The 17,909-nt window shown below is 70.2% G+C and carries 22 protein-coding genes and 2 pseudogenes; 8 read left to right on the forward strand and 16 right to left on the reverse strand.

Annotated elements, in window-relative coordinates:
• Window position 1: 1 nt before the first annotated feature.
• The 3 genes from ABH940_RS24835 to ABH940_RS24845 form a co-directional block, all read right to left on the reverse strand.
• The gene (locus tag ABH940_RS24835) at window positions 2–964 is read right to left on the reverse strand and encodes a carbohydrate ABC transporter permease (protein ID WP_370070665.1); all 963 of its coding nucleotides are present in this window, start codon (window positions 962–964) and stop codon (window positions 2–4) included.
• 12 nt (window positions 965–976) lie between these two features.
• Entirely contained in the window at window positions 977–2,344 is a 1,368-nt protein-coding gene (locus ABH940_RS24840) for an ABC transporter substrate-binding protein (protein WP_370106198.1), read from the reverse strand.
• Window positions 2,345–2,529: 185 nt separating this feature from the next.
• Window positions 2,530–3,291 carry a DeoR/GlpR family DNA-binding transcription regulator gene (locus ABH940_RS24845; RefSeq protein WP_370070661.1) on the reverse strand — a complete coding sequence of 254 codons (762 nt, stop codon included), beginning with the start codon at window positions 3,289–3,291 and terminating at the stop codon, window positions 2,530–2,532.
• A gap of 476 nt (window positions 3,292–3,767) precedes the next feature.
• Between ABH940_RS24845 and ABH940_RS24850 the strand changes: the two genes are divergently transcribed.
• Both ABH940_RS24850 and ABH940_RS24855 read left to right on the forward strand, forming a co-directional pair.
• Window positions 3,768–4,577 (forward strand): DUF3050 domain-containing protein, encoded by an 810-nt coding sequence (locus ABH940_RS24850; protein ID WP_370106199.1) that lies wholly within the window; start codon window positions 3,768–3,770, stop codon window positions 4,575–4,577.
• Between the two features lie 155 nt (window positions 4,578–4,732).
• The gene (locus ABH940_RS24855; protein ID WP_370106200.1) at window positions 4,733–5,938 is read left to right on the forward strand and encodes a PP2C family protein-serine/threonine phosphatase; all 1,206 of its coding nucleotides are present in this window, start codon (window positions 4,733–4,735) and stop codon (window positions 5,936–5,938) included.
• Between the two features lie 26 nt (window positions 5,939–5,964).
• On the opposite strand, the gene ABH940_RS24860 is transcribed toward ABH940_RS24855, so the two are convergent.
• The 4 genes and pseudogenes from ABH940_RS24860 to ABH940_RS24875 all read right to left on the reverse strand — a co-directional run bounded on the left by ABH940_RS24860 (window position 5,965) and on the right by ABH940_RS24875 (window position 7,174).
• The gene (locus ABH940_RS24860; RefSeq protein WP_370070655.1) at window positions 5,965–6,168 is read right to left on the reverse strand and encodes a hypothetical protein; all 204 of its coding nucleotides are present in this window, start codon (window positions 6,166–6,168) and stop codon (window positions 5,965–5,967) included.
• A gap of 57 nt (window positions 6,169–6,225) precedes the next feature.
• Complete coding sequence (locus tag ABH940_RS24865) at window positions 6,226–6,414, reverse strand: hypothetical protein (RefSeq protein ID WP_370070855.1); 189 nt, start codon at window positions 6,412–6,414, stop codon at window positions 6,226–6,228.
• A gap of 122 nt (window positions 6,415–6,536) precedes the next feature.
• Window positions 6,537–6,914 (reverse strand): annotated as a pseudogene (locus tag ABH940_RS24870) (DUF5994 family protein); the annotation flags it as partial.
• A gap of 89 nt (window positions 6,915–7,003) precedes the next feature.
• Window positions 7,004–7,174: a hypothetical protein gene (locus ABH940_RS24875; RefSeq protein WP_370070653.1), complete on the reverse strand. Its 171-nt coding sequence runs from the start codon at window positions 7,172–7,174 to the stop codon at window positions 7,004–7,006.
• A gap of 476 nt (window positions 7,175–7,650) precedes the next feature.
• Between ABH940_RS24875 and ABH940_RS24880 the strand changes: the two genes are divergently transcribed.
• The 3 genes from ABH940_RS24880 to ABH940_RS24890 all read left to right on the forward strand — a co-directional run bounded on the left by ABH940_RS24880 (window position 7,651) and on the right by ABH940_RS24890 (window position 10,480).
• On the forward strand, window positions 7,651–8,130 hold the full coding sequence (locus tag ABH940_RS24880; protein WP_370070651.1) for a DUF5994 family protein: 480 nt from the start codon (window positions 7,651–7,653) through the stop codon (window positions 8,128–8,130).
• A 354-nt stretch (window positions 8,131–8,484) separates the two neighbouring features.
• Entirely contained in the window at window positions 8,485–9,624 is a 1,140-nt protein-coding gene (locus ABH940_RS24885; protein ID WP_370070649.1) for an SPFH domain-containing protein, read from the forward strand.
• Between the two features lie 352 nt (window positions 9,625–9,976).
• Complete coding sequence (locus ABH940_RS24890; RefSeq protein ID WP_370070647.1) at window positions 9,977–10,480, forward strand: inorganic diphosphatase; 504 nt, start codon at window positions 9,977–9,979, stop codon at window positions 10,478–10,480.
• 47 nt (window positions 10,481–10,527) lie between these two features.
• On the opposite strand, the gene ABH940_RS24895 is transcribed toward ABH940_RS24890, so the two are convergent.
• From ABH940_RS24895 to ABH940_RS24905, 3 genes are all read right to left on the reverse strand, one after another.
• Window positions 10,528–11,268: a GAF and ANTAR domain-containing protein gene (locus tag ABH940_RS24895; protein WP_370070645.1), complete on the reverse strand. Its 741-nt coding sequence runs from the start codon at window positions 11,266–11,268 to the stop codon at window positions 10,528–10,530.
• Between the two features lie 5 nt (window positions 11,269–11,273).
• Window positions 11,274–11,996, reverse strand: coding sequence for an ANTAR domain-containing protein (locus ABH940_RS24900; protein ID WP_370070643.1), 723 nt, complete (start codon window positions 11,994–11,996; stop codon window positions 11,274–11,276).
• 190 nt (window positions 11,997–12,186) lie between these two features.
• Window positions 12,187–12,672, reverse strand: coding sequence for an STAS domain-containing protein (locus ABH940_RS24905; protein WP_370106201.1), 486 nt, complete (start codon window positions 12,670–12,672; stop codon window positions 12,187–12,189).
• A 665-nt stretch (window positions 12,673–13,337) separates the two neighbouring features.
• Between ABH940_RS24905 and ABH940_RS24910 the strand changes: the two genes are divergently transcribed.
• The gene (locus ABH940_RS24910; RefSeq protein ID WP_370070639.1) at window positions 13,338–13,730 is read left to right on the forward strand and encodes a hypothetical protein; all 393 of its coding nucleotides are present in this window, start codon (window positions 13,338–13,340) and stop codon (window positions 13,728–13,730) included.
• Between the two features lie 21 nt (window positions 13,731–13,751).
• Here ABH940_RS24910 and ABH940_RS24915 read toward each other — a convergent pair whose 3' ends face one another.
• The 5 genes from ABH940_RS24915 to ABH940_RS24935 all read right to left on the reverse strand — a co-directional run bounded on the left by ABH940_RS24915 (window position 13,752) and on the right by ABH940_RS24935 (window position 15,495).
• Complete coding sequence (locus tag ABH940_RS24915; protein WP_370070637.1) at window positions 13,752–14,144, reverse strand: hypothetical protein; 393 nt, start codon at window positions 14,142–14,144, stop codon at window positions 13,752–13,754.
• Complete coding sequence (locus tag ABH940_RS24920) at window positions 14,141–14,266, reverse strand: hypothetical protein (RefSeq protein WP_370070635.1); 126 nt, start codon at window positions 14,264–14,266, stop codon at window positions 14,141–14,143. The genes ABH940_RS24915 and ABH940_RS24920 overlap by 4 nt, the downstream gene beginning before the upstream one ends.
• Window positions 14,266–14,451: a YegP family protein gene (locus ABH940_RS24925; RefSeq protein WP_370070633.1), complete on the reverse strand. Its 186-nt coding sequence runs from the start codon at window positions 14,449–14,451 to the stop codon at window positions 14,266–14,268. Before ABH940_RS24925 ends, ABH940_RS24920 begins: the two co-directional genes overlap by 1 nt.
• 115 nt (window positions 14,452–14,566) lie before the next feature.
• On the reverse strand, window positions 14,567–15,133 hold the full coding sequence (locus ABH940_RS24930; protein WP_370070631.1) for a universal stress protein: 567 nt from the start codon (window positions 15,131–15,133) through the stop codon (window positions 14,567–14,569).
• A gap of 35 nt (window positions 15,134–15,168) precedes the next feature.
• The gene (locus ABH940_RS24935; protein WP_370106202.1) at window positions 15,169–15,495 is read right to left on the reverse strand and encodes a DUF3040 domain-containing protein; all 327 of its coding nucleotides are present in this window, start codon (window positions 15,493–15,495) and stop codon (window positions 15,169–15,171) included.
• Window positions 15,496–16,206: 711 nt separating this feature from the next.
• Here ABH940_RS24935 and ABH940_RS24940 point away from each other — a divergent pair.
• Window positions 16,207–16,833, forward strand: a complete 627-nt coding sequence (locus tag ABH940_RS24940; RefSeq protein WP_370070627.1) for a GAP family protein — start codon at window positions 16,207–16,209, stop codon at window positions 16,831–16,833.
• Window positions 16,834–17,186: 353 nt separating this feature from the next.
• A complete protein-coding gene (locus tag ABH940_RS24945) occupies window positions 17,187–17,669 on the forward strand; it encodes an SPW repeat protein (RefSeq protein ID WP_370070625.1) in 483 nt (160 codons plus the stop codon).
• Window positions 17,670–17,702: 33 nt separating this feature from the next.
• On the opposite strand, the pseudogene ABH940_RS24950 reads toward ABH940_RS24945, so the two are convergent.
• Window positions 17,703–17,909 (reverse strand): annotated as a pseudogene (locus ABH940_RS24950) (hypothetical protein); the annotation flags it as partial.

Here is a 17,909-nt window from a genome sequence, read left to right on the forward strand (position 1 = left end):
GTCACAGCGTCTCCTCCTTGAGCAGCGACGAGACGGTGCGCAGCGCCAGGGTGGCCAGCAGCAGGGAGCAGATGACGACGATGACGCCCTCGGCCGACGCCTGCCCGTAGTCGTGGCCCTCGTAGAAGGTCTGGTAGACGGCGTAGGGGAGGTTGGCGGTGCCCAGGCCCCCGGACGTGATGGTGAAGACGGCGTCGAAGTTCTGCACCACGTAGATGCTGCCGAGCAGTGCGGCGAGCTCCAGATACCTGCGCAGGTGGGGGAAGGTGAGGTAGCGGAACACCTGCCAGGTCCCGGCCCCGTCGACCCTGGCGGCCTCGACCACGTCCGCCGGGCGGCTCTGCAGACCGGCGAGCAGGATCAGCATCATGAACGGGGTCCACTGCCAGACCAGGGAGGCCTCGACCGAGATCAGCGGCACCGAGGACAGCCAGTCGGGCTGCGGCGCGTGGCTGCTCCCGAACAGGCTCCAGATCCAGGTCAGGCTTCCGTTGAGCAGGCCGTACGTGGCGTTGTAGATCGCGTGCTTCCACAGCAGCGCGGAGGCGACCGGGACCACCAGGAACGGCGTGATCAGCATGGTGCGGACGAGACCGCGACCGAAGAACTTCCGGTCGAGCAGCAGCGCCAGCCCGAGCCCGAGGGCCAGGCTCACCAGCACCACGGTGGCGGTCAGCACGACCGTGGTGAGGATCGCAGAGCGGAGCGTCGGGTCGCTGATGGCGTTGCTGTAGTTGGTCAGCCCGCCGAAGCCGCGGTCGGTCGGGTCAAGTGCGTTCCAGCGCATGAAGGAGATCACCACGGTGCCGACGAAGGGCAGTTGGGTGACGACGATCATGAAGATCAGCGCCGGGAGCAGCGGGGCCCGGCGCGCCCACGCGCTGAGCTGTCTGGGCTTCCTCGACGACGCGGGTGCGGTGACCGCAGGGGAACCGCGACGGGTGGTGATCAGGGGAGTGCTCATGTCGTCCCTCCCTTACTGGCCCGCGTGCTGCGCGGCGACCTTGGCGGCTAGCGACTGACTGGTGCTCAGCGCCTGCCCCACGCTGACCTGGCCCGCGATCGCGGCGCTGATCTGCTGGGAGACCTGGGTGCCCAGATCCTCGAACTCGGGGATGCCGACGAACTGGATGCCGGGAGCGGGCCGCGGCTGCACGCCGGGGTTCTGCGGGTCGGCGGAGTCCAGCGCGGTCAGCGTGGGCTGGGCGAAGGCGGCTGCGGCTGCGGCGTAGCCGGGGTTGGTGTAGGTCGAGGCGCGCTTGCCGGCCGGCACCCGGGACCAGCCGAGCGTGGTGCCGACCAGCTGCTCGTACTGCTTGCTGGAGGCCCAGGAGATGAACTTCCAGGCGTCACTCTGGTGTTGGCTTGCCTTCTGGACGCCCCAGGCCCAGGTGTAGAGCCAGCCGGAGCTCTTGGTCTGGTCGACCGGCGCGGGCACGTAGCCGAGCTTGCCGGCGACGGGCGAGCCGCTGCCCTCCAGGGAACCTGCCGCCGAGGTGGCGTCGTACCACATGGCGACCTTGCCCTGCTCCATGTCGTTCAGGCACTCGGTGAACCCGGACTGCGCGGCGCCGGCTTCGCCGTGGGCGCGGACCAGGTTGACGTAGAAGGACGTCGCCTTGGTGAAGGCGGGGCTGGTCAGCTGGGCCTTCCAGTCCTTGGTGAACCAGGTGCCGCCCATGGTGTTGACCACGGTGGTGAGCGGCGCGATGACCTCGCCCCAACCCGGCTGTCCGCGCAGGCAGATGCCCTTCATGCCGGGCTGGGCCCCGTCGGCCTCGGCGGCCAGCTGGGCCACCTGCTCCCAGGTCGGGTGCGCGGGCATGGTCAGGTGCTTGGCCGCGAAGACGTCCTTGCGGTACATCAGGAAGGACGACTCGCCGTAGAAGGGCTCGGCGTAGATCTGCCCGTTGGCGGTGAGCGACTGCTGGATGCTGGGCAGGATGTCGCTCTGGTCGAAGGTGGGGTCGGCCTGGGCTTCGGCGGAGAGCGGGGCCAGCCAGCCGTTCTTGGCGAAGAACGGCGTCTCGTAGTTGCTGATCGTCGCGACGTCGTACTGGCCGGACTGGCTGGAGAAGTCCTGGGTGATCTTGTCGCGGACGTCGTTCTCCGGCAGGACCGTGAAGTGCACGGCGATGCCCGTCGACTCGGTGAAGTACTTGGCGGTGAGCTGCTGCAGGTCCTCCATCTGCGGGTTGTTCACCATCAGCACGTTGATGGAGTGCGTCGCGCTGCCGCTCCCGCCTCCTGCGCCCGCGCCGGCGCACGCGGTGAGCAGCGAGGCGCTGAGCACCAGGGCGCCCAAGGGCGCGGTGCGGCGGAGGAGGGTTCGTCTGCCGGTCATGTCGTCCTCTTTCCGGTAGTCGGCTTTCCCGGGTGGGGGATGATGCCTGGTGGGGTGGTGCCGGGTGGTGATGGTGCCGGGTGGTGGCCGGGGCAATTAGTACGTGGGCATGACAAATTCCGCTGTGGAGGCGAAGGAAGCAGGTGTGGCTCAGGGGTCCTGATCGCGCGTCCGCTCGCTTCGCGTCAGACCCTGATCACGGTGGGCCCCAGCAGCGAGTAGCGTCGGGCCTCCGCGATGGACAGGCCGGTGTCGGTGACGATCGCCTCGAACTCGCCGACCTGGGCGAACCTGCAGAAGCTGCTGACGCCGAACTTGCTGTGGTCGCCCATGAAGACCCGCCTTCGGGAGACCTCGATCGCCTTCGCCTTGACGTCGGCCACCACGGGATCGGGGGTGGTGAGCCCGTGCTCCCTGGAGATGCCGTTCGATCCCAGGTAGGCCAGGTCGACGACGAATCCGTCGAGCATCGAGCAGGCCCAGGAGCCCACCGTGGCCAGGGTCCTGGCGCGCACCCGCCCGCCGAGCAGCAGCACGGTCAGGTCGGGGGAGTCGGCGACGGCGGCCGCGGTGGTGAGTGAGGCGGTCACCACGGTGAGCGGGCGGTCCACGGGGAGCAGGCCGGCGAGTATCTGCGGGGTGTAGCCCTCGTCGACGAACACCGTCTCCGCGTCACCCAGCAGCTTCACCGCCTCGGTGGCGATCCGCTGCTTGTTCTCCACGTTGCGGTTGACCCGTTGGGCCAGCCCGGTCTCGAAGCCCGCGCTCTCCACGGGGTAGGCGCCGCCGTGGGTGCGGCGGACCAGGCCACGGCGTTGCAACTCGCCGAGGTCGCGCCGGATCGTCTCCGGTGCGACGCCGAGGTCCGCGGCCACCTTGGCCACGTCGATCCGGCCCTCCTGCCGAGCCAGCACGAGGATCCGGTGCTTCCGTTCCTCTGCCTGCATCTGTCCGCCCCCCTCTCCCCATCGCCGGACACGCCGTGCCCGTTCGGACATCGCGCGCCCATTTCCTGCCCGCAACAGAGTTATACCGTTGCTCCCGCCCGTGGCAGCCGCCCGCACACGACCGAAACAAACCCGAAGTCTGCCCGTTTCTCTCATCCCGTCACAGCAGATCAGGACCGGTATTGCGGACCTGAGGCGGATGCGGCATTGCCCGAATGCCCAGCTCCTTCTGCCCGTTTCCACGCCGGTCGGAGACTCGGTCCGCGGGCGGTGTCCGCGGGCGGCACTCGTGGAGCACGATCGTCGCGCAGGTTGCGAGGCGACGATCTTCCGGCATGACGTCGTCAACGACACGACGCGGAGCCGTCCCCGCTCACTCGTTCGTGCGACCGAACGGCCCCACCACCGCCGGATGAGCGGCCGGTCCTGATGGAGTGGGCATCCAGGGCAGGGCAGTTGAACAGATGGGGACGTCCGTGTCGCGCTACGACCATGCCGTGAACATCCCGGAGATCGACGAACTGCGGGCCGCGGTCGCGTCCGCCCGCACCGAGGTGGTGAACCACTGCGTCTACCGGAGGCTGAACAGCATCGGCGACGTCCGGACCTTCACCGAGCACCACGTGTTCGCTGTCTGGGACTTCATGTCGCTGCTCAAGTCCCTGCAGCGCGAGTTGACCTGCGTCGATGTGCCCTGGGTGCCGCACGGCTCGCCGCAGAGCCGCCGGCTGATCAACGACATCGTGCTGGTGGAGGAGAGTGACGAGCTGGGCGAGGGATTCACCAGCCACTTCGAGCTCTACCTGACCGGTATGGAGACGGCCGGTGCCGACACCCGGCCCGTCCAGGGCTTCCTGGCCCGCCTCCGCCGTGGCGACGACGTCCGCACCGCGCTCAAGACCGCCCAGATCCCGGCAGCGGCAGCCGACTTCGTGGAGGCCACCTGGGACCTCATCGAGAACGCGCCGGTGCACCGCCGCGCCGCAGCCTTCGCCTTCGGACGTGAGGACCTCATCCCCGAGATGTTCGACCAGATCGCCGCCATCGACGACCGGGGCGGGCGCCTTGCGCCCTTCCGCGACTACCTGGCACGCCACATCCAGGTCGACGGCGAGGAGCACACCCCGATGGCGATGGCCATGCTCGCCGACCTGTGCGGCGACGACAGCGCGAAATGGCGGGAGTGCGCCGAAACGGTCCGCGCCACGATGTGTGCCCGCCGCACTCTGTGGGACGCGATCACGGATGCTCTCGACGCACCTGAACACGTCCACGGAGCCTCGTGACCTCCGCAGTCTCCGGACCAGGGTGAGGGCCTCTGCAGAGGCGCAATGTGCTGTTGTCGGGCGTAATGGAGGGACCGGCCGATGAACCGCGCCTGAAGTCGATCGAGGTCGGTCGGTGCCTGCGCGACGCGGGATGAAGCGGACGGTGACCGAGAATGAGCGATGAGCGGTGGCTGGTCGGGGCGCATCCCGGCAACCCGCACGGGCTCGGTGAACGTCTGCTCGGATCCCTGATGGACCTGGCCCAGGAGCTGCCGCCGCAGCTCCTCGCGCCCCTGCTCGTCGGCACGGCGCACAAGTTCGGCGGCCGAGAGCTGTCGATCCTGTTGCCGGACTACGGGCAGACGGCGTTGGTTCCGCTACCGGGCCGCGGCCTGACCGCCGGAACGCCCGAACCGATCGCCGGCACCACCGCAGGCGCCACCTTCCTGCGCGGCGCCCCGGCCGAGGTCCCACAGGCCGACGGCGTGCGGCTGTACCTGCCGCTGTCCGACAGCGGCAACCACGTCGGAGTGATGGCACTCACCATGGACGCCGTGGACGACGCCGCCAGGAGGCTGCTGCATCAGTTCGCACGCCTGGTCGCGGGTCTCCTACTCGCCAAGAACGGCTACACCGACCGGCTGTGCCAGACCCGGCGCCTCGAACCGATGAGCGTCGCGGCGGAGATCCAGTGGTCCCTGCTGCCCCCGCTCTCGATGTCCGTCCCCCGTGTCGCCGTGGCCGGCATCCTCGAACCGGCGTACGAGGTGGCGGGCGACAGCTTCGACTACGCCCTCAACGACGACCTGCTTCATGTCGCCACGATCGATGCGATGGGCCACGGACTGGACGCCGCCACCATGGCGACGGTCGCCATCGGCGCGTACCGGCACGCCAGGCGCGCCGACGTCGGCCTGGCCGACATCTACTCCTTCATGGACAGCGCCATCGCCGAACAGTTCGGGATCGATCACTTCGTGACCGCCCAGATGATGCGCCTGGACACCAGATCCGGCCACCTGGAGTGGGTGAACGCGGGCCACCCCGCGCCGCTGCTGATCCGGGACCGGGTCGTCGTGGAGCGGCTGGAGGGTGCGACCACGCTGCCGGTGGGGTTCGGTGGCGAGGCGCCGGTGGTCAGCGAGCGGGAGCTGCGGCACGGCGACCAGGTCCTGTGCTTCACCGACGGCCTGGTCGAGGAACGCGGAGCGGGCGGCGAGCAGTTCGGTGAGGAGCAACTCATCGAGGCCGTCAACCAGTTGGAGCGCGTCGACGACGGCGTGCGAGCGATCGTGCGGGCGCTCTCCCACAGCCTCAAGGAGCGACGGGGCGGTCAGACCAGCGACGACGCCACCCTGTTCATGATCGAGTGGCGCTGACCCTTCGAACTCTTCCTAATCAGCCGTCAGTCCTCCCAGTGCACCCCTGCCACCGCATGCACGGGCAGACAGTAGTCGGGGGTTGCCGCGCCCGGAACACGGACATGGATCCACGCGTCGTGGATCCAGACGGACAGACGCATGTTGCCGCTGAACGTCCGCCCGTCCACCTCCACATCGCCGGCGAAGCGGACAACGGCGGGCCGGTAGGGGTCAACCTGCGGTTCCATGCTTCCAGCTTCCTGTGACCGCGCGGGCACTGCACGTCGGGGGCACGGGGTCTCCGGTCAGCGCAGACATCCTGGGCAGGGATGGCGGTGGGCCAGGGCTTCGCCGAGCGGAACCAGGATCACGTCGGGAGTGCCGCCGTCGTTCGTGCGCGCGATGTCCTGGCCTGCCAGGAATATCGTGCAGTCCCCGCGGGAGTGGTAGATGTCGCTTGTCTTGGTGGTGAAGACGGCTGCCGGGGTTGGCATGGCGGGCGCTCCTCGCGGTCGCTGCCTGGTGTCGGGGCTTCGGGGGCTTCGGGGGCTTCGGGGCCGTCGGCGAGGAGCGCTCGGGCGGTCTGCCGGTTGCCAGGACGCGTAGCGGCCGCCATGAGCCGATTCGCCCGCCGAGGGGCGCTCTCCGGTGGCACCACCAGCAGTTCCCACTCCCCGATGCGGTAGGAGAAGAGGGTGATCGCGTGGGGATCGTGGGTGGGCTCGTGCCAGTTCACTCGTACGTCGTGGGATCCGGCCGGGACGCTGTGGGACAGCTCGGTCCACGCGGTGACCTGGACGGCGGCCCCGGTGATGCGACCCCATATGCCGTCCAACTCTTCGATCAAGTCGGGGAGTTGCTCGGAGAGGTTGTGTGAGTGCGGCCACCAGGCGCCGCTGAGTCGGGACGGCGGACCCTCGGGGGTCAGCGCCAGCCGCAGCGAAGGTCGGGCCTGCGCGACGGCCGCGAGCGCGGGGCCGGTGTTCGTGGTCATGGGGGTGACTGCCTTCTCCGTCGCCGGCCCGGTCCCAGTCGTGGGTCCGGGTTCGTATCGTTGGCCTCGTGGCGCTTCGGAACCGGTCGTCAGGGACCGCGCTTCGTCCGCCGGGCGCCGGTGCCGAGCCGGTGGAGGTGCCAACGGTGCGGCTGGGCCGTCGTCGGCAGCGCGGCGTGCCGGGCGTTGGCCAGCTGGATGAGCAGCGCGCAGGCGCTGATCATGGCGACGAGCGCGAGGACGGTGAAGAGCGTTGTCATCGTTCCCACCGTCCCTCGGACACGAGGATCCGGCCGATGGGCCTGAGCGGGGGAGACTCCGCCCGGGGCGGGGGGAGAGTGACGGAGGGCAGCCGAAGCAGTGACACGGACATGGTGCGCGTCCCGTCCCCGGGCCTGCGCGCAGGCCCGGTGTCGGCGTTCGCCGAGAACGACAGGGGCACTGCAGCCGGTGTTCGGAAAACCCTCGGTGATTTGAGCCTACTCCGCGCCATGCCGCGGGGGGCCGACCCCGGGTCCCCGATTCCGGCGTGGCCCGGGAACGTCGCCGGGACCGGACCTCGCCGGGGTGCGGGTGCTCGCTGCCCGCGGCCTCGCGCGGCCCGCCGGCAGCCACGCCACCGCGGCCCCACGGGAGTAGCGTGGAATCGGGCCCGAAGCGGCTCGGCGCGTCGGCCTCCGGGCCGACCGACGTCGGCCGTCGGGCGCGGTGGTCCGCGGCGGACAGGCGGTGTTCCATGAGTGTCGATCCTTCGACGCCGGCAGCGGGACGGCTGCTACCGGACACGCACGACTGGCCGCAGGCGCCCGGCGCGGTGGTGCTGCGGTTGGAGACGACGGCCTCCCGGCTGGGGACTCACGACGGCGCCTGGTGGCCGCGCTCACGCGACCTGACCAAGGAGCTTCCGGCACTGGTCACGGCGGTGGCGGAGTCCGTGGGGCCGATCGAACGGGTGGGCCTGGACGCCGCCGCCTGGGACGACGTACCGGGACGGATGACCGTCGACGACCGCGTCGTCCACATCGACTGGTTCCCTGTCGGCGACGACACCGTGATCCTCACCCGCGGCGCCCACGACCACTTCCTGCTCCTGGTCGTCCCTCCCGACGCCGACCCCGCGGCCGCGCATGCCGCCATGGCTGCGGCCGTGCTGGCCGGTGCCTCGGACACGGCCCAGCAGATCTTCGTCAAGACCGGCATCACACCTGCCGGGTGACCGCCGATCAGGCGCCCGACGGAGCTCGGCGGACGCGGGAGGTCCGCATCGCCCGCATCCGGCCTGGCGCAACCGTGGCGGCTGTCGGAGCCCGCGCGGCACGTTCCTTGCCGCCTCGGCAAAGAACGTGCCGTCGACCTGCCACCTTGGTGCTCCTTTGGGTGCACGATGGAAGTGACACACCCCTGATCTCCGAATCGGCATGTACTCCCCAGTGGATTCCCCTTCGGCCCGGGGCGGCGCGCGGCCGAGGTCCGATCGTTGGCCTCGGCAGCGACGACGCCCGGAGGAGCAGGTCGCCACCGGACGACCCGATCGGATCCCACGTGGGTGGTGGCGACAGAGGAGATGACCATGTTCGGTTATCGTGTTCCGGCTCCGGACCAGGCGATGCTGATCTCCGGAGGCCGACGGGGGATGGGGACGGCCCCGTTCCGTGTCGTCACCGGTCACGGCGCGTTCGTCTCGCCGGTGTTCCGCAAGACCCGCTTCCTGACCCTCGCGATGTGCGAGGCGGAGGTCGACGAGAACTGCGTCACGCACCAGGGCATCGCGCTGACGGTGCGGGCGGTGATCGCCTTCAAGGTCGGCAACGACAAGGAGAGCATCGTCAACGCCGGCCAGCGGTTCCTGTCCGACCAGGACCAGATGTCGGTGCTGACCGGCCGGATCTTCGCCGGTCACCTGCGGTCGATCATCGGTTCGATGACGGTCGAGGAGATCGTGACCGAGCGGCAGAAGCTGGCCACGGAGGTGCTGGAGACCTCCAAGGCTGAGATGGGCAAGATCGGCCTGATCGTCGACTCGTTGCAGATCCAGTCGATCGACGACGGGCAGACCGGCTACATCGCGGCGATGGCGGCCCCGCACCAGGCCGCGATCCAGCGTCAGGCGAAGATCGCCCAGGCCCAGGCCACTCAGGCCTCCGCCGAGGCGGAGCAGGCCGCCGCCCGGAACCAGGCCGAGTACGCCCGGCAGACGGCGGTGGTGAAGGCGCAGTACACGGCCGAGGTGGACCGGGCCCAGGCGCAGGCCGCGCAGGCTGGTCCGCTGGCCGCCGCGCACGCCCAGCAGGAGGTGCTGACCGCACAGACGGAGCTGGCCCAGCGGGCCGCGGAGCTGCGTGAGCAGCAGCTGGTCGCGGAGGTCGTGCGGCCCGCGGAGGCGGAGGCGGAGCGGATCCGGGTGCTGGCGCTGGCGGAGGCCGAGCGGATGAAGATCCAGGCGGAGGCGGCGGCGTCCAACGACCGCGTGGCCCTGGACCGGATGCTGATCGACCAGCTGCCGTTGATCGTCAAGGAGGCGGCGGGCGGCCTGGCCGGCGCGAACGTCAACGTGTTGAACGGCGCGGACGGCCTCGGCGAGATCGCGGCCGGGCTGGTCGGGCAGGGCCTGACGATCCTGGACTCGGTCCGACAGAACCTCGGCACCTCCCGCACGCTCCCGGACGGTGAGGGAACACCGCGCGCACGGCACCTCGGCACGGTGGAATGACACCGGGTCGGATCCGTGGAGACCGGGGAGCGTGGTCTCTCCGGTCCGCGTGAGCAGCTGACCGACCGGGCGACGCCTCGCGGAGAGGAGTCGCCCGGTCGGTCAAGTGCTCACTCGCTCGGCGGTGATGACGCCCCGTTCGAAACCAGCCGATCGGTGGTGCCAGGCTGCCGACGGACCGCCTGTCCCGGCCCCGGCCGTGTCGCTCGGTCGGCCAGGGTGTCCCGGCCGTAACCTGGAGGCGGCCGTTGGCCTGCGCCGGTATTCCCCGGGCGCGGCCAGGCGCAGGTGGTGGCTCAGCCTCGGCCTTTGGTTCGTGTCGTCTGATTCGTGTCGTCGGCAGGAGCGGGACATGGACTTCGTCGTCGTCGTGGAGATCCCCCAGGGATCCCGCAACAAGTACGAGATGGACCACGCTCTCGGGCGCATCCGGTTGGACCGGATGCTCTTCACTTCCACCCGGTACCCGGCCGACTACGGCTACGTCGAAGGCACGCTCGGACTGGACGGCGAGCCGCTGGACGCACTCGTTCTGGGCGGCGACCCCACCTTCCCGGGGGTGCTGATCCGCTGCCGTGCCCTGGGCATGTTCCGCATGAACGACCAGCAGGGCGAGGACGACAAGGTGCTGTGCGTCCCGGCCACCGACCCCCGGATGGACCACCTGCACGAGCTCGGCGACGTGTTCGCCCACGACCTCCGGGAGATCCAGCACTTCTTCGAGGTCTACAAGGATCTGGAACCCGGCAAGTCGTTCGACGGCGCGTCGTCCTGGCTCGCCCGGTCGGCGGCCGAGCAGGAGATCACCGCGGCACGCGCCCGGACGCACAGCGGACCGGCGCCGGACGAACTCTGATCCGCCCCTGCGCGGAGCGGCCGGCGATCTTCGCCGCTTCGGCGAGGTCAGCGGGGCTGGGGTGAGCGGGGGATCTGGTCGGTGTCGAATTCGCCGTCGGCGATCAACCGGGCCAGGTGCGAGAGCTGGTGATGGTGGGAGCGGGCGTAGACGCGGAACGCCGCGAACGCCTCGTCCGGGGTGACCTGCCAGCGCTCGGCCAGGATGCCCTTGACCTGCTCCAGGACGATCCGGCTGGTCAGTGCGTACTGGAGCTGTCCGCGCTCGGTCTCGCTGTGGGCCAGGGTGCGCTGCTGCAGGATGGCGATGGTGGCCACGTCCGCGAGCGCCTGGGCCAGGGCGGTGTCCGCGTCACTCAGGGCGTTGTCCCTGGTCTGGAACAGGCCGAGAGCGCCGATGACGCGCCCGCGCAGCCGCAACGGGATCGCGTTGGTGGACAGGAAGCCGGACTGCAGGGCGGCCGGGGTGAACTGCGGCCACGCCTTGGTGACTTTCGGGTCCTCCAGGTCGATGTTGGTGCGCGGCCGGCCGCTGCGGTAGCACTCGACACACGGGCCCTGGTCGTGCTGCAGGGCGAAGAGCTCCAGCAGCCGGGTGTTCTCGTCCGAGGCGGCCAGCACCTGCAGCACGTCGTGCTCGTCGGCCAGCAGCACCCCGCACGCCGCAACGTCCAGCAGTTGCACACAGTGCTCGGACAACCGCTGGAGGAAATCGATCAGGTCGAAGTCATCGATCAGGGAGTCGGCGACCTCCACGAAGATCTTGGTGAGTTGCTGCTCGCGGGCCATGGCGATCAGTCCTTGTCTGAGACGGGCAACGGAGTGCCGTTGCCGTTGCCGTTGAGGTCCAGGCGCAGTCGTCGCGCGACCACGTCCCGGGAGACGTCGGTGAGTGGCCGGCCGCTGCTGTAAGCATGCGCGCGCAGCCGCAGCAGAGCCTGAGTCAGGGGCACGTCGAGCTGGACGCTGACCATGCCGGTGGCCTGGTGCACGACCGCGTGCAACAGAACGTCGGTGGAATCGGCCGGAACGGCCCCGTCCAGGCCTGGTAGGACGCTCCCCAGAGCGTGCCCGGCCAGGGTGTGCGCCAGGACCAGCGCGTCACCGACCTGCCCGTCGGCCAGTGACCCCGCCGTCCGGCGCACCAGGGTCAGCACGCCGACGCGGATCGCCCCGATGCCCATCGGGAAGCAGAACACCGCGCGGGCCGCCAGTCCGGCTGCCTCCACGCTCAGAGCCGGCCAGCGGTCGGGCCGCACCCGCGCAAGGTCGGGCACCAGCACCATCGCGCCGCTGCGCACGGCCTCGGGACCGGGGCCCTCGCCGAGGGTGAACTGCAGGTCCTCGAACCTGCCGGCGGCCTCGTCGGTGCACCACATCAGCTCCACCCGGTCACCCCCGGTCGCCAGGGAGACCGTCAGCCCGGCAACGCCCAGGGTTTCAGCGGCCCGGGCAGCGACGTCCGCTGTGGCGTCGAACCCGTCGTCGAGCTGGAGCAGTCGCAGAACTTCGGCCATGCCGTCACTGATCACCAGTTGTCCTGTTCCAGACGACCCTGGGGGCGTTGCAGGTCGGTGCCCGCCTGATCCTCCCCAGGTGGGAACGGGACGTCCCGCCGAGAGCCGGCGAGGAGGGCGCAGCTCCCGACCGGTGGGACCACCGTACCGCGCTCCCCACCGCGCCGGTGCGCAGGGAACGACCGAGAACCTACGTCAACAGGGTAGTCCGGGATCTGCGTCCGGGATCTGCGGTACCGGCCCGGTCCCGAAACGGATGCGGGGAGGCGGACCGGCACTGCGCCGGGCGTGCGGGCTGCGGCGCGAGCAGGACGTTCTCGGTACGGGTCAGGGCGAACAATCGCGCAATCGTCGGTGCCGGGTGGTGCAGTCGCACCGATGCGCCTACCGCAGCGGCGCGGTGGTAGGCGTCCAGGAACGCGCTCACGCCGCTGCAGTCGCAGAAGTCGACGTAGCTGAGATCGACATCGATGCTGCGCATGCCGTCGAGCAGGCACCGAGTCAGGGTCTGGCGAACCAGTGGGGCGGACTCCAGGTCGATCTCACCGATCAGGGTGATCTCTGTACTGGTCCCGCGATCCTGCCGCTCGACCGTGAACGTTGCCGCCCCCGCTCGCGGCCGGGGAAGGCGGTGGTTGATGATCATGCATCGAGTCACGATGCTCTCCACGGACATCCAGATCTCCTCGGCTGTCTCGTCTGTGAGACCGCCGTGGTCTGGGGCAGTCGGAGCAAGGCCGCAGAAGCGGCCTGGGGCCGAGCGTTGGGGCAGCTGTGTCGTACCGGCTTCGACCGTGCGCGCCGACCAGGCAAACAGATGTTCTGCTGCGAACTGTACGACTTGCCGAGGCCCGCTGCTACCACCCGGAGCGTGGGAGATGCCGGACTGTGCGAGCGCGGGCCGGTTCTTGACGCTGACGGGCAGGTCCTTGGTCGCGTGTGCGGGCCCGACGCGCGGGTAGATGTCGGTTGTGGCCAGCGGCGATGCCCATCACCACGCCGGACGCACCTTCCGGTTGCGCGCGGCGGATCGCCGTGCCCGTGGCGCGGCCCGACGGTGGCGGCACACCGGCGAGGAGGCCCGGTGGGCGCGGAGCGATCTGCCGGCGAGACGTCTGCTCGCGCGCGTGTTCGCGTGTCTGTTCGTCGCGGGGGCGGCGGGGTTCGCGGTCCTCGCCGCGGGCGCACCACGCGCCGACCGAGGCTTCGACGCGGCTGTCGCCGCCGTGTGCGCGGTGTTCGCGGCGGTCGCCGTAGCGGACCTGGCAGTCCTGCGGCGGCGCTTCGCGGAGCAGGAGCGATGGGGAAGGGACTCGGGCCCGAACCGGCTTGGAGGCGGTCATGGCGCGGCTGACGATTCACGGCGGTGAGCTGGTGGCCCGGCCGTCCTGGCTTGAACGACCGGTGATGCGGCACGGGCCGGTGCGCGTACCCCTCACCGTCGTGGCGCGTGTCGAGGTCCTCGCCGAGCCATGGCGCTGCCTGCGCGGCAGCCGAGAGAGCGGCCTGTCGATCCCCGACAGGGCGTGGCTGGGGGTGTGGCAGCACCCGGCCGGGCGTGACTGGATCGCAGTGCGTCCCTGGCGCGGTCCTGTCCTGCTGGTCGAGTTGCGGCCGCCGGCCGAGTTCGCCCGCGTCGCCCTCTCCGTGGCCGATCCGCAGGCGCAGGCGGCGCGCCTGCGCGCGGCCGTCGACGAGGCACGACGACGAGAGGGTGTCGCAGCAGCATCCTGAGGTCGACCGAACAGCCGGGGATCACTCGACCCGGTGACCGCACGGCCGGAAGCGCAGCATGGGCCGGCCCGCCGCACCCTCGAACTCGATCGCGGTCGGCACCCGGCCGCACCTCGGGCAACGCGGCAGGTCGCCGTCGCGTGCCCGCCGGAGCAGACTCTCGAACTGTCCGGCAGGGATCGGCGCGATGCTCTCGACGGGCGTCGGCTCTCCGGCACTCTCCCAGTGGTCGGGCCCACCGTCGCGCCACTCGACGTCAGCGGTGTCGAACACGCCGTGCTCTTCCAGGAGCAGCCACAGATCGGCCAGGTCGGCAGCAACGCCGACGTCGCGGCCGTCGACCTCGACCGGGCGGCCGACGGGGTGCCCAGGGCCGGACTCGATGCCGTAGACGATCACACGGTGGCTGCTCACCCCACCTCCACTCGGACGAACGTCCCCGTGCGGGCGACGCTGCAGAGCGCGGCCTGCTCGTGCCCGAACGGCACGTGGCGGTGCCCGACGTGCAGCTCGTGGTCGACCGGCAACATCGACATCACGCTGCTTTCGCTTCGACGATGTGGGCCTCCGCGGCCGCGCGCTTGACCGCCTCGCAGCCCGCCTTCGCCTCCTCCTGGGAGGCGTAGCCCTGTCCCTCGGCCACGGTCTCGCCGTTGTCGGCCTTGAGATGCCAGTGCCACTCGTTGTTCTCGGCCTGCCAGACTTCGAAGTGCGCGGGCATGCCGGCCTCCCGTGGTCCTGGTCTCCTGGCTTCCAGGGTGCGACCAGGGTGGCGGGTCGGCATCTCGGACCATGGGCGATTCACCGACGCGGCACGGCATCACGGCGGGCCGCAGCTACGCGGTGAGTTCGTCGAGGAGGGCGTTCAGTTCCCGGCGGCGTTGCCGTCGGTGCCAGGGCTGCCAGTGGCCGCCGAGTTCGCGTGCTCCCTGTGGTGCCGGGACGATCAGGACCGGGCACATCGCCCGGGTGATGCAGCGCCGGGCGACGGACCGTCGGGGCGGCCACCACGAGTGACGCCGCTGCGGTGCGGCGACGACGAGCAGGTCCTCGTCCCGGCAGGCGGACGCCGTCAGCGCCTGGTGCAGGGGGAGGCCCTCGGTCTCGATGGACACCACCACGTCACCTGGCACGCCGCCCATCGCCTGGTCGAATGCGTGCCGAGCGGCTGCCAGCGCGTTTCGCTTCAGCGCCCACCGGGGGTCCTCCGCCGCGAAGGGCTGGGGACCCACTCCGGTGGTCCACCCTCCGCTTTCTGGTTCGGCCGGCGGACGGTACGTCCGGACCGCTCGCACCTCCATGCCGCGGCGACGTGCCATCTCCACCGCCTCGCGCAGTGCCCGCAGCCCTGCGAGCGAGTCGTCCACACCGACGACGACCCGGCCGGGGTTCCGCTGCCGCATGGTCGATCACCGTCCTCGCTTCACCTGGCCCGGTGTCACCAACGCTGAGGTTCTCGGCTGTTCAGGCCCCGCCGTCTGGCCAGTGCTATCGCGGCGAGCAGCGTCCACCAGGCCGCGTCCGCCAACAGGACCGTGACGGCGAGCAGAAGCACATCCGCGCTGCGCACGGTGAATGCCACGGCGAGCAGGAAGGCGCCGAGCGCCAGCCCGGCCAGCCCGACCACGCGGCGGAGACTGCGGCGGCGGTGTCGCGGCGGAGCCCAGGCGTGGAAGCATTCCAGCAGGTGCACCAGGTCGGGTTCGCTCGCGCGCAGGTGCTCCTCGATGTCGGACAATGCGCGTCGCTCGTACTGGGAAAGCATCGCGTGCGCCTCCCGCGTTCCGGTTCTGGGACTCAGGCGCCGACAGCAGGTTGGCATGGAATCGGACCAGCCCAGCCGAGCTTCCAGAGATCAGCCGCAGCCCGGCGCGTCCCTGATCGGGCGGTGATGCTGTTCGCGGACATCCAGGCCCCTCGGCTGTCGAGTCTGGGACACCGCCGGGGTCTGGGGCAGCTGGAGTGGTCGCCGCTGGAGCGGCCGACTCAGTCGGTCTGGCCGAGGCGCCAGAGCACAGGGCTTCGGGCGTTCGAACCCGCCAATAACGCATATCCGCAATCGACTCTACGCCGTGGTGCAGCAGCCTGACACCGCACGGACTGTCCCGCTGCCCCGGACCAGCCGAAGCACCGGTCGGCCCGGCCGGAGGCGTCGCCGTCGGCCCGGTCCACCGCGCCGTCGGCGGATCTTGCCCTGGTGGCTCGGGGCAGGGAGCCTCGCCGGCCGAGGTACGTCACGGTATGCGCATTCCATCTGTCCGTGTTGGGATGGTGCCTGACGCCTGGGGTCCGACTGTCCTGAAGCCCCCGACACGACCTCCCCGTCGTCACCCCGTGAAGCTGCACAGGAGGAGTGGTTCGGTGTCTTGCGGGGCTCTTCACCAGGAAAGCCAAGGCTGCGCGCTTCCGACGCACCCTACGGGCACGACGGTCGTCACAATTCCGGCCGCCGATCACCATGGTTCTTGACCTCACCGTGTTCGGCCTGGCCATCACACTCGAGCCGGTGCCGGTCATCACGTTCATCCTCCTGCTGTCCGCAGAGCGGGGACTGTACAAGGGGCTGGCGTTCATCCTGGCCTGGCTCTCGTCGCTCGTCCTCGTCCTGGCCCTCGTGGTGCTGGCGACGGGGGGCACCCCGCCCGCGCGCAGCTCCACGTCCTCCACCGCGGTCCTCGGCATCAAACTGGCTCTTGGCGTCGGGCTGATCGCCTACGGGGCACACAGGCGCCGCCGACTCGGCCGTCCTCGTACGCGACCCGCGTGGACCGCCCGGCTCAACCGCGTCTCTGTCTGGACCGCGTCGGGACTGGCTGTTCTGGTGCAGCCGTGGGGACTCGTCGCAGCCGGCTGCGCGACGGCGGTCGACGCCGACATGTCCCGAGCCGCCACCTACCTGGCCCTCACGGGGTTCTGCCTGCTTTCCACGGCGAGTCTCCTGGTGATGCAGCTCTACGCCACGTTCGCACCAGAGGCGGCCCAGGACCGGTTGACGAGACTCAGCGGGTGGATCGAGAGCCACGAAGACCAGGCCATCGTCGCGATCTCCCTGCTTGCCGGCCTCTGGCTGGTCAGCAAGAGCATCTCTCAACTAGTCGGCTGACCCGCGCCGTCCGGCGAACAGACAGACAGCGTCTCCACTGCCGGAAACGGTCGGACGTGCTCGGCGCAGGCGGGCATTCTCTCGGGAAACGTGGTGATCGTCGCGGTGCTGTGGGACGGCCGCGCTCCCCGGCTGCCGGCCTCGCTCCGTGAGAGCTCGCGGGCAGCGCGGCCCAGCAGGCTGCGACGCTCGGCTTGGGCCGGTTGCTGCCGGGGCCGCCGCGACCTGGGGCTCGGACCAGGCCTTGGTCGCCGGGCGCGGCATCCGCACGCGGAGCGATAATGCAAGGGATCGCTCCGCAGCAGGTCGGTGCTGCTGCTATCGACCCGGGGTACAGAGACCGGAGGATTGCCATGGCTCTTGTGGCGTCACCGTCAGCTCCTGTAAGTGTCGGCGTAGGTCCGCCCAAGTTCATCACCCCACCGCGGCCGCTGTGGTGGGCGGACCAGCGGCAGGCCGTCGGCTATCCGCTCTTGGCGATCGGGGTCTGGCTGTTCGTCACGCTCTGGGTGCTCGACTACCCGCAGACCGGGCCCGCCCAGGACGCCCACCTGAACGAGATCATGGTGGGGATCGTGGTCTTCCTCAACGCCCTGGCGCGTCTGATGCGTGACCCCTCAAGGGTCAGCGACGGGGTTGTCGCGCTGGCGGGCGCATGGCTGCTGGTCGCTCCGTTCGTTGTGGGCTACACCAGCTATGCTGAGGCGGGTGATGCGGCGGTCGTCGATGTGGTGACCGGAGGCGTGCTCATTGTGCTGGCGCTCTACAGCGCCTTCGCGCTGAAGTTCTCCGAGCGGCTCTTCCAGCGCCAGGCCCGCCGGGCCCGCCGGGCGTGATCCGGCCTCTGCGCACCGGCTGTGCGCCGCGGTTCACGGACCGACAAGTAGCTCTTGAATCAGGATGGCGACTGCCGTAGCGGCGAGGGACCAGCCGAAGAGGCGGGCTCGCAGCGTCGAATAGCGGGCGGTGTATTCCTGCCGCATGGCGTTGCTGCGTTCGGCGAGGCGGCGGATGGTGGCACGGGAGGTTTCCATGCGATCGGCCGTGTAGACGCGGATCACCTCTTCGCGTTGGGC

The sequence above is a fragment of the Streptacidiphilus sp. BW17 genome (assembly GCF_041262485.1).
GTDB lineage: Bacteria > Actinomycetota > Actinomycetes > Streptomycetales > Streptomycetaceae > Streptacidiphilus.

What these genes read in the sequence shown, in the direction of transcription:
- ABH940_RS24945 (WP_370070625.1), top strand. Translation starts at nt 17,187, where the DNA reads ATGGCTCTTGTGGCGTCACCGTCAGCTCCTGTAAGTGTCGGCGTAGGT.
- ABH940_RS24900 (WP_370070643.1), bottom strand. Translation starts at nt 11,996, where the DNA reads ATGGCCGAAGTTCTGCGACTGCTCCAGCTCGACGACGGGTTCGACGCC.
- ABH940_RS24860 (WP_370070655.1), bottom strand. Translation starts at nt 6,168, where the DNA reads ATGGAACCGCAGGTTGACCCCTACCGGCCCGCCGTTGTCCGCTTCGCC.
- ABH940_RS24840 (WP_370106198.1), bottom strand. Translation starts at nt 2,344, where the DNA reads ATGACCGGCAGACGAACCCTCCTCCGCCGCACCGCGCCCTTGGGCGCC.
- ABH940_RS24920 (WP_370070635.1), bottom strand. Translation starts at nt 14,266, where the DNA reads ATGTCGATGTTGCCGGTCGACCACGAGCTGCACGTCGGGCACCGCCAC.
- ABH940_RS24845 (WP_370070661.1), bottom strand. Translation starts at nt 3,291, where the DNA reads ATGCAGGCAGAGGAACGGAAGCACCGGATCCTCGTGCTGGCTCGGCAG.
- ABH940_RS24930 (WP_370070631.1), bottom strand. Translation starts at nt 15,133, where the DNA reads ATGCGGCAGCGGAACCCCGGCCGGGTCGTCGTCGGTGTGGACGACTCG.
- ABH940_RS24910 (WP_370070639.1), top strand. Translation starts at nt 13,338, where the DNA reads ATGGCGCGGCTGACGATTCACGGCGGTGAGCTGGTGGCCCGGCCGTCC.
- ABH940_RS24905 (WP_370106201.1), bottom strand. Translation starts at nt 12,672, where the DNA reads ATGTCCGTGGAGAGCATCGTGACTCGATGCATGATCATCAACCACCGC.
- ABH940_RS24935 (WP_370106202.1), bottom strand. Translation starts at nt 15,495, where the DNA reads ATGCTTTCCCAGTACGAGCGACGCGCATTGTCCGACATCGAGGAGCAC.
- ABH940_RS24925 (WP_370070633.1), bottom strand. Translation starts at nt 14,451, where the DNA reads ATGCCCGCGCACTTCGAAGTCTGGCAGGCCGAGAACAACGAGTGGCAC.
- ABH940_RS24835 (WP_370070665.1), bottom strand. Translation starts at nt 964, where the DNA reads ATGAGCACTCCCCTGATCACCACCCGTCGCGGTTCCCCTGCGGTCACC.
- ABH940_RS24875 (WP_370070653.1), bottom strand. Translation starts at nt 7,174, where the DNA reads ATGACAACGCTCTTCACCGTCCTCGCGCTCGTCGCCATGATCAGCGCC.
- ABH940_RS24865 (WP_370070855.1), bottom strand. Translation starts at nt 6,414, where the DNA reads ATGCCAACCCCGGCAGCCGTCTTCACCACCAAGACAAGCGACATCTAC.
- ABH940_RS24890 (WP_370070647.1), top strand. Translation starts at nt 9,977, where the DNA reads ATGGACTTCGTCGTCGTCGTGGAGATCCCCCAGGGATCCCGCAACAAG.
- ABH940_RS24895 (WP_370070645.1), bottom strand. Translation starts at nt 11,268, where the DNA reads ATGGCCCGCGAGCAGCAACTCACCAAGATCTTCGTGGAGGTCGCCGAC.
- ABH940_RS24855 (WP_370106200.1), top strand. Translation starts at nt 4,733, where the DNA reads ATGAGCGATGAGCGGTGGCTGGTCGGGGCGCATCCCGGCAACCCGCAC.
- ABH940_RS24880 (WP_370070651.1), top strand. Translation starts at nt 7,651, where the DNA reads ATGAGTGTCGATCCTTCGACGCCGGCAGCGGGACGGCTGCTACCGGAC.
- ABH940_RS24885 (WP_370070649.1), top strand. Translation starts at nt 8,485, where the DNA reads ATGTTCGGTTATCGTGTTCCGGCTCCGGACCAGGCGATGCTGATCTCC.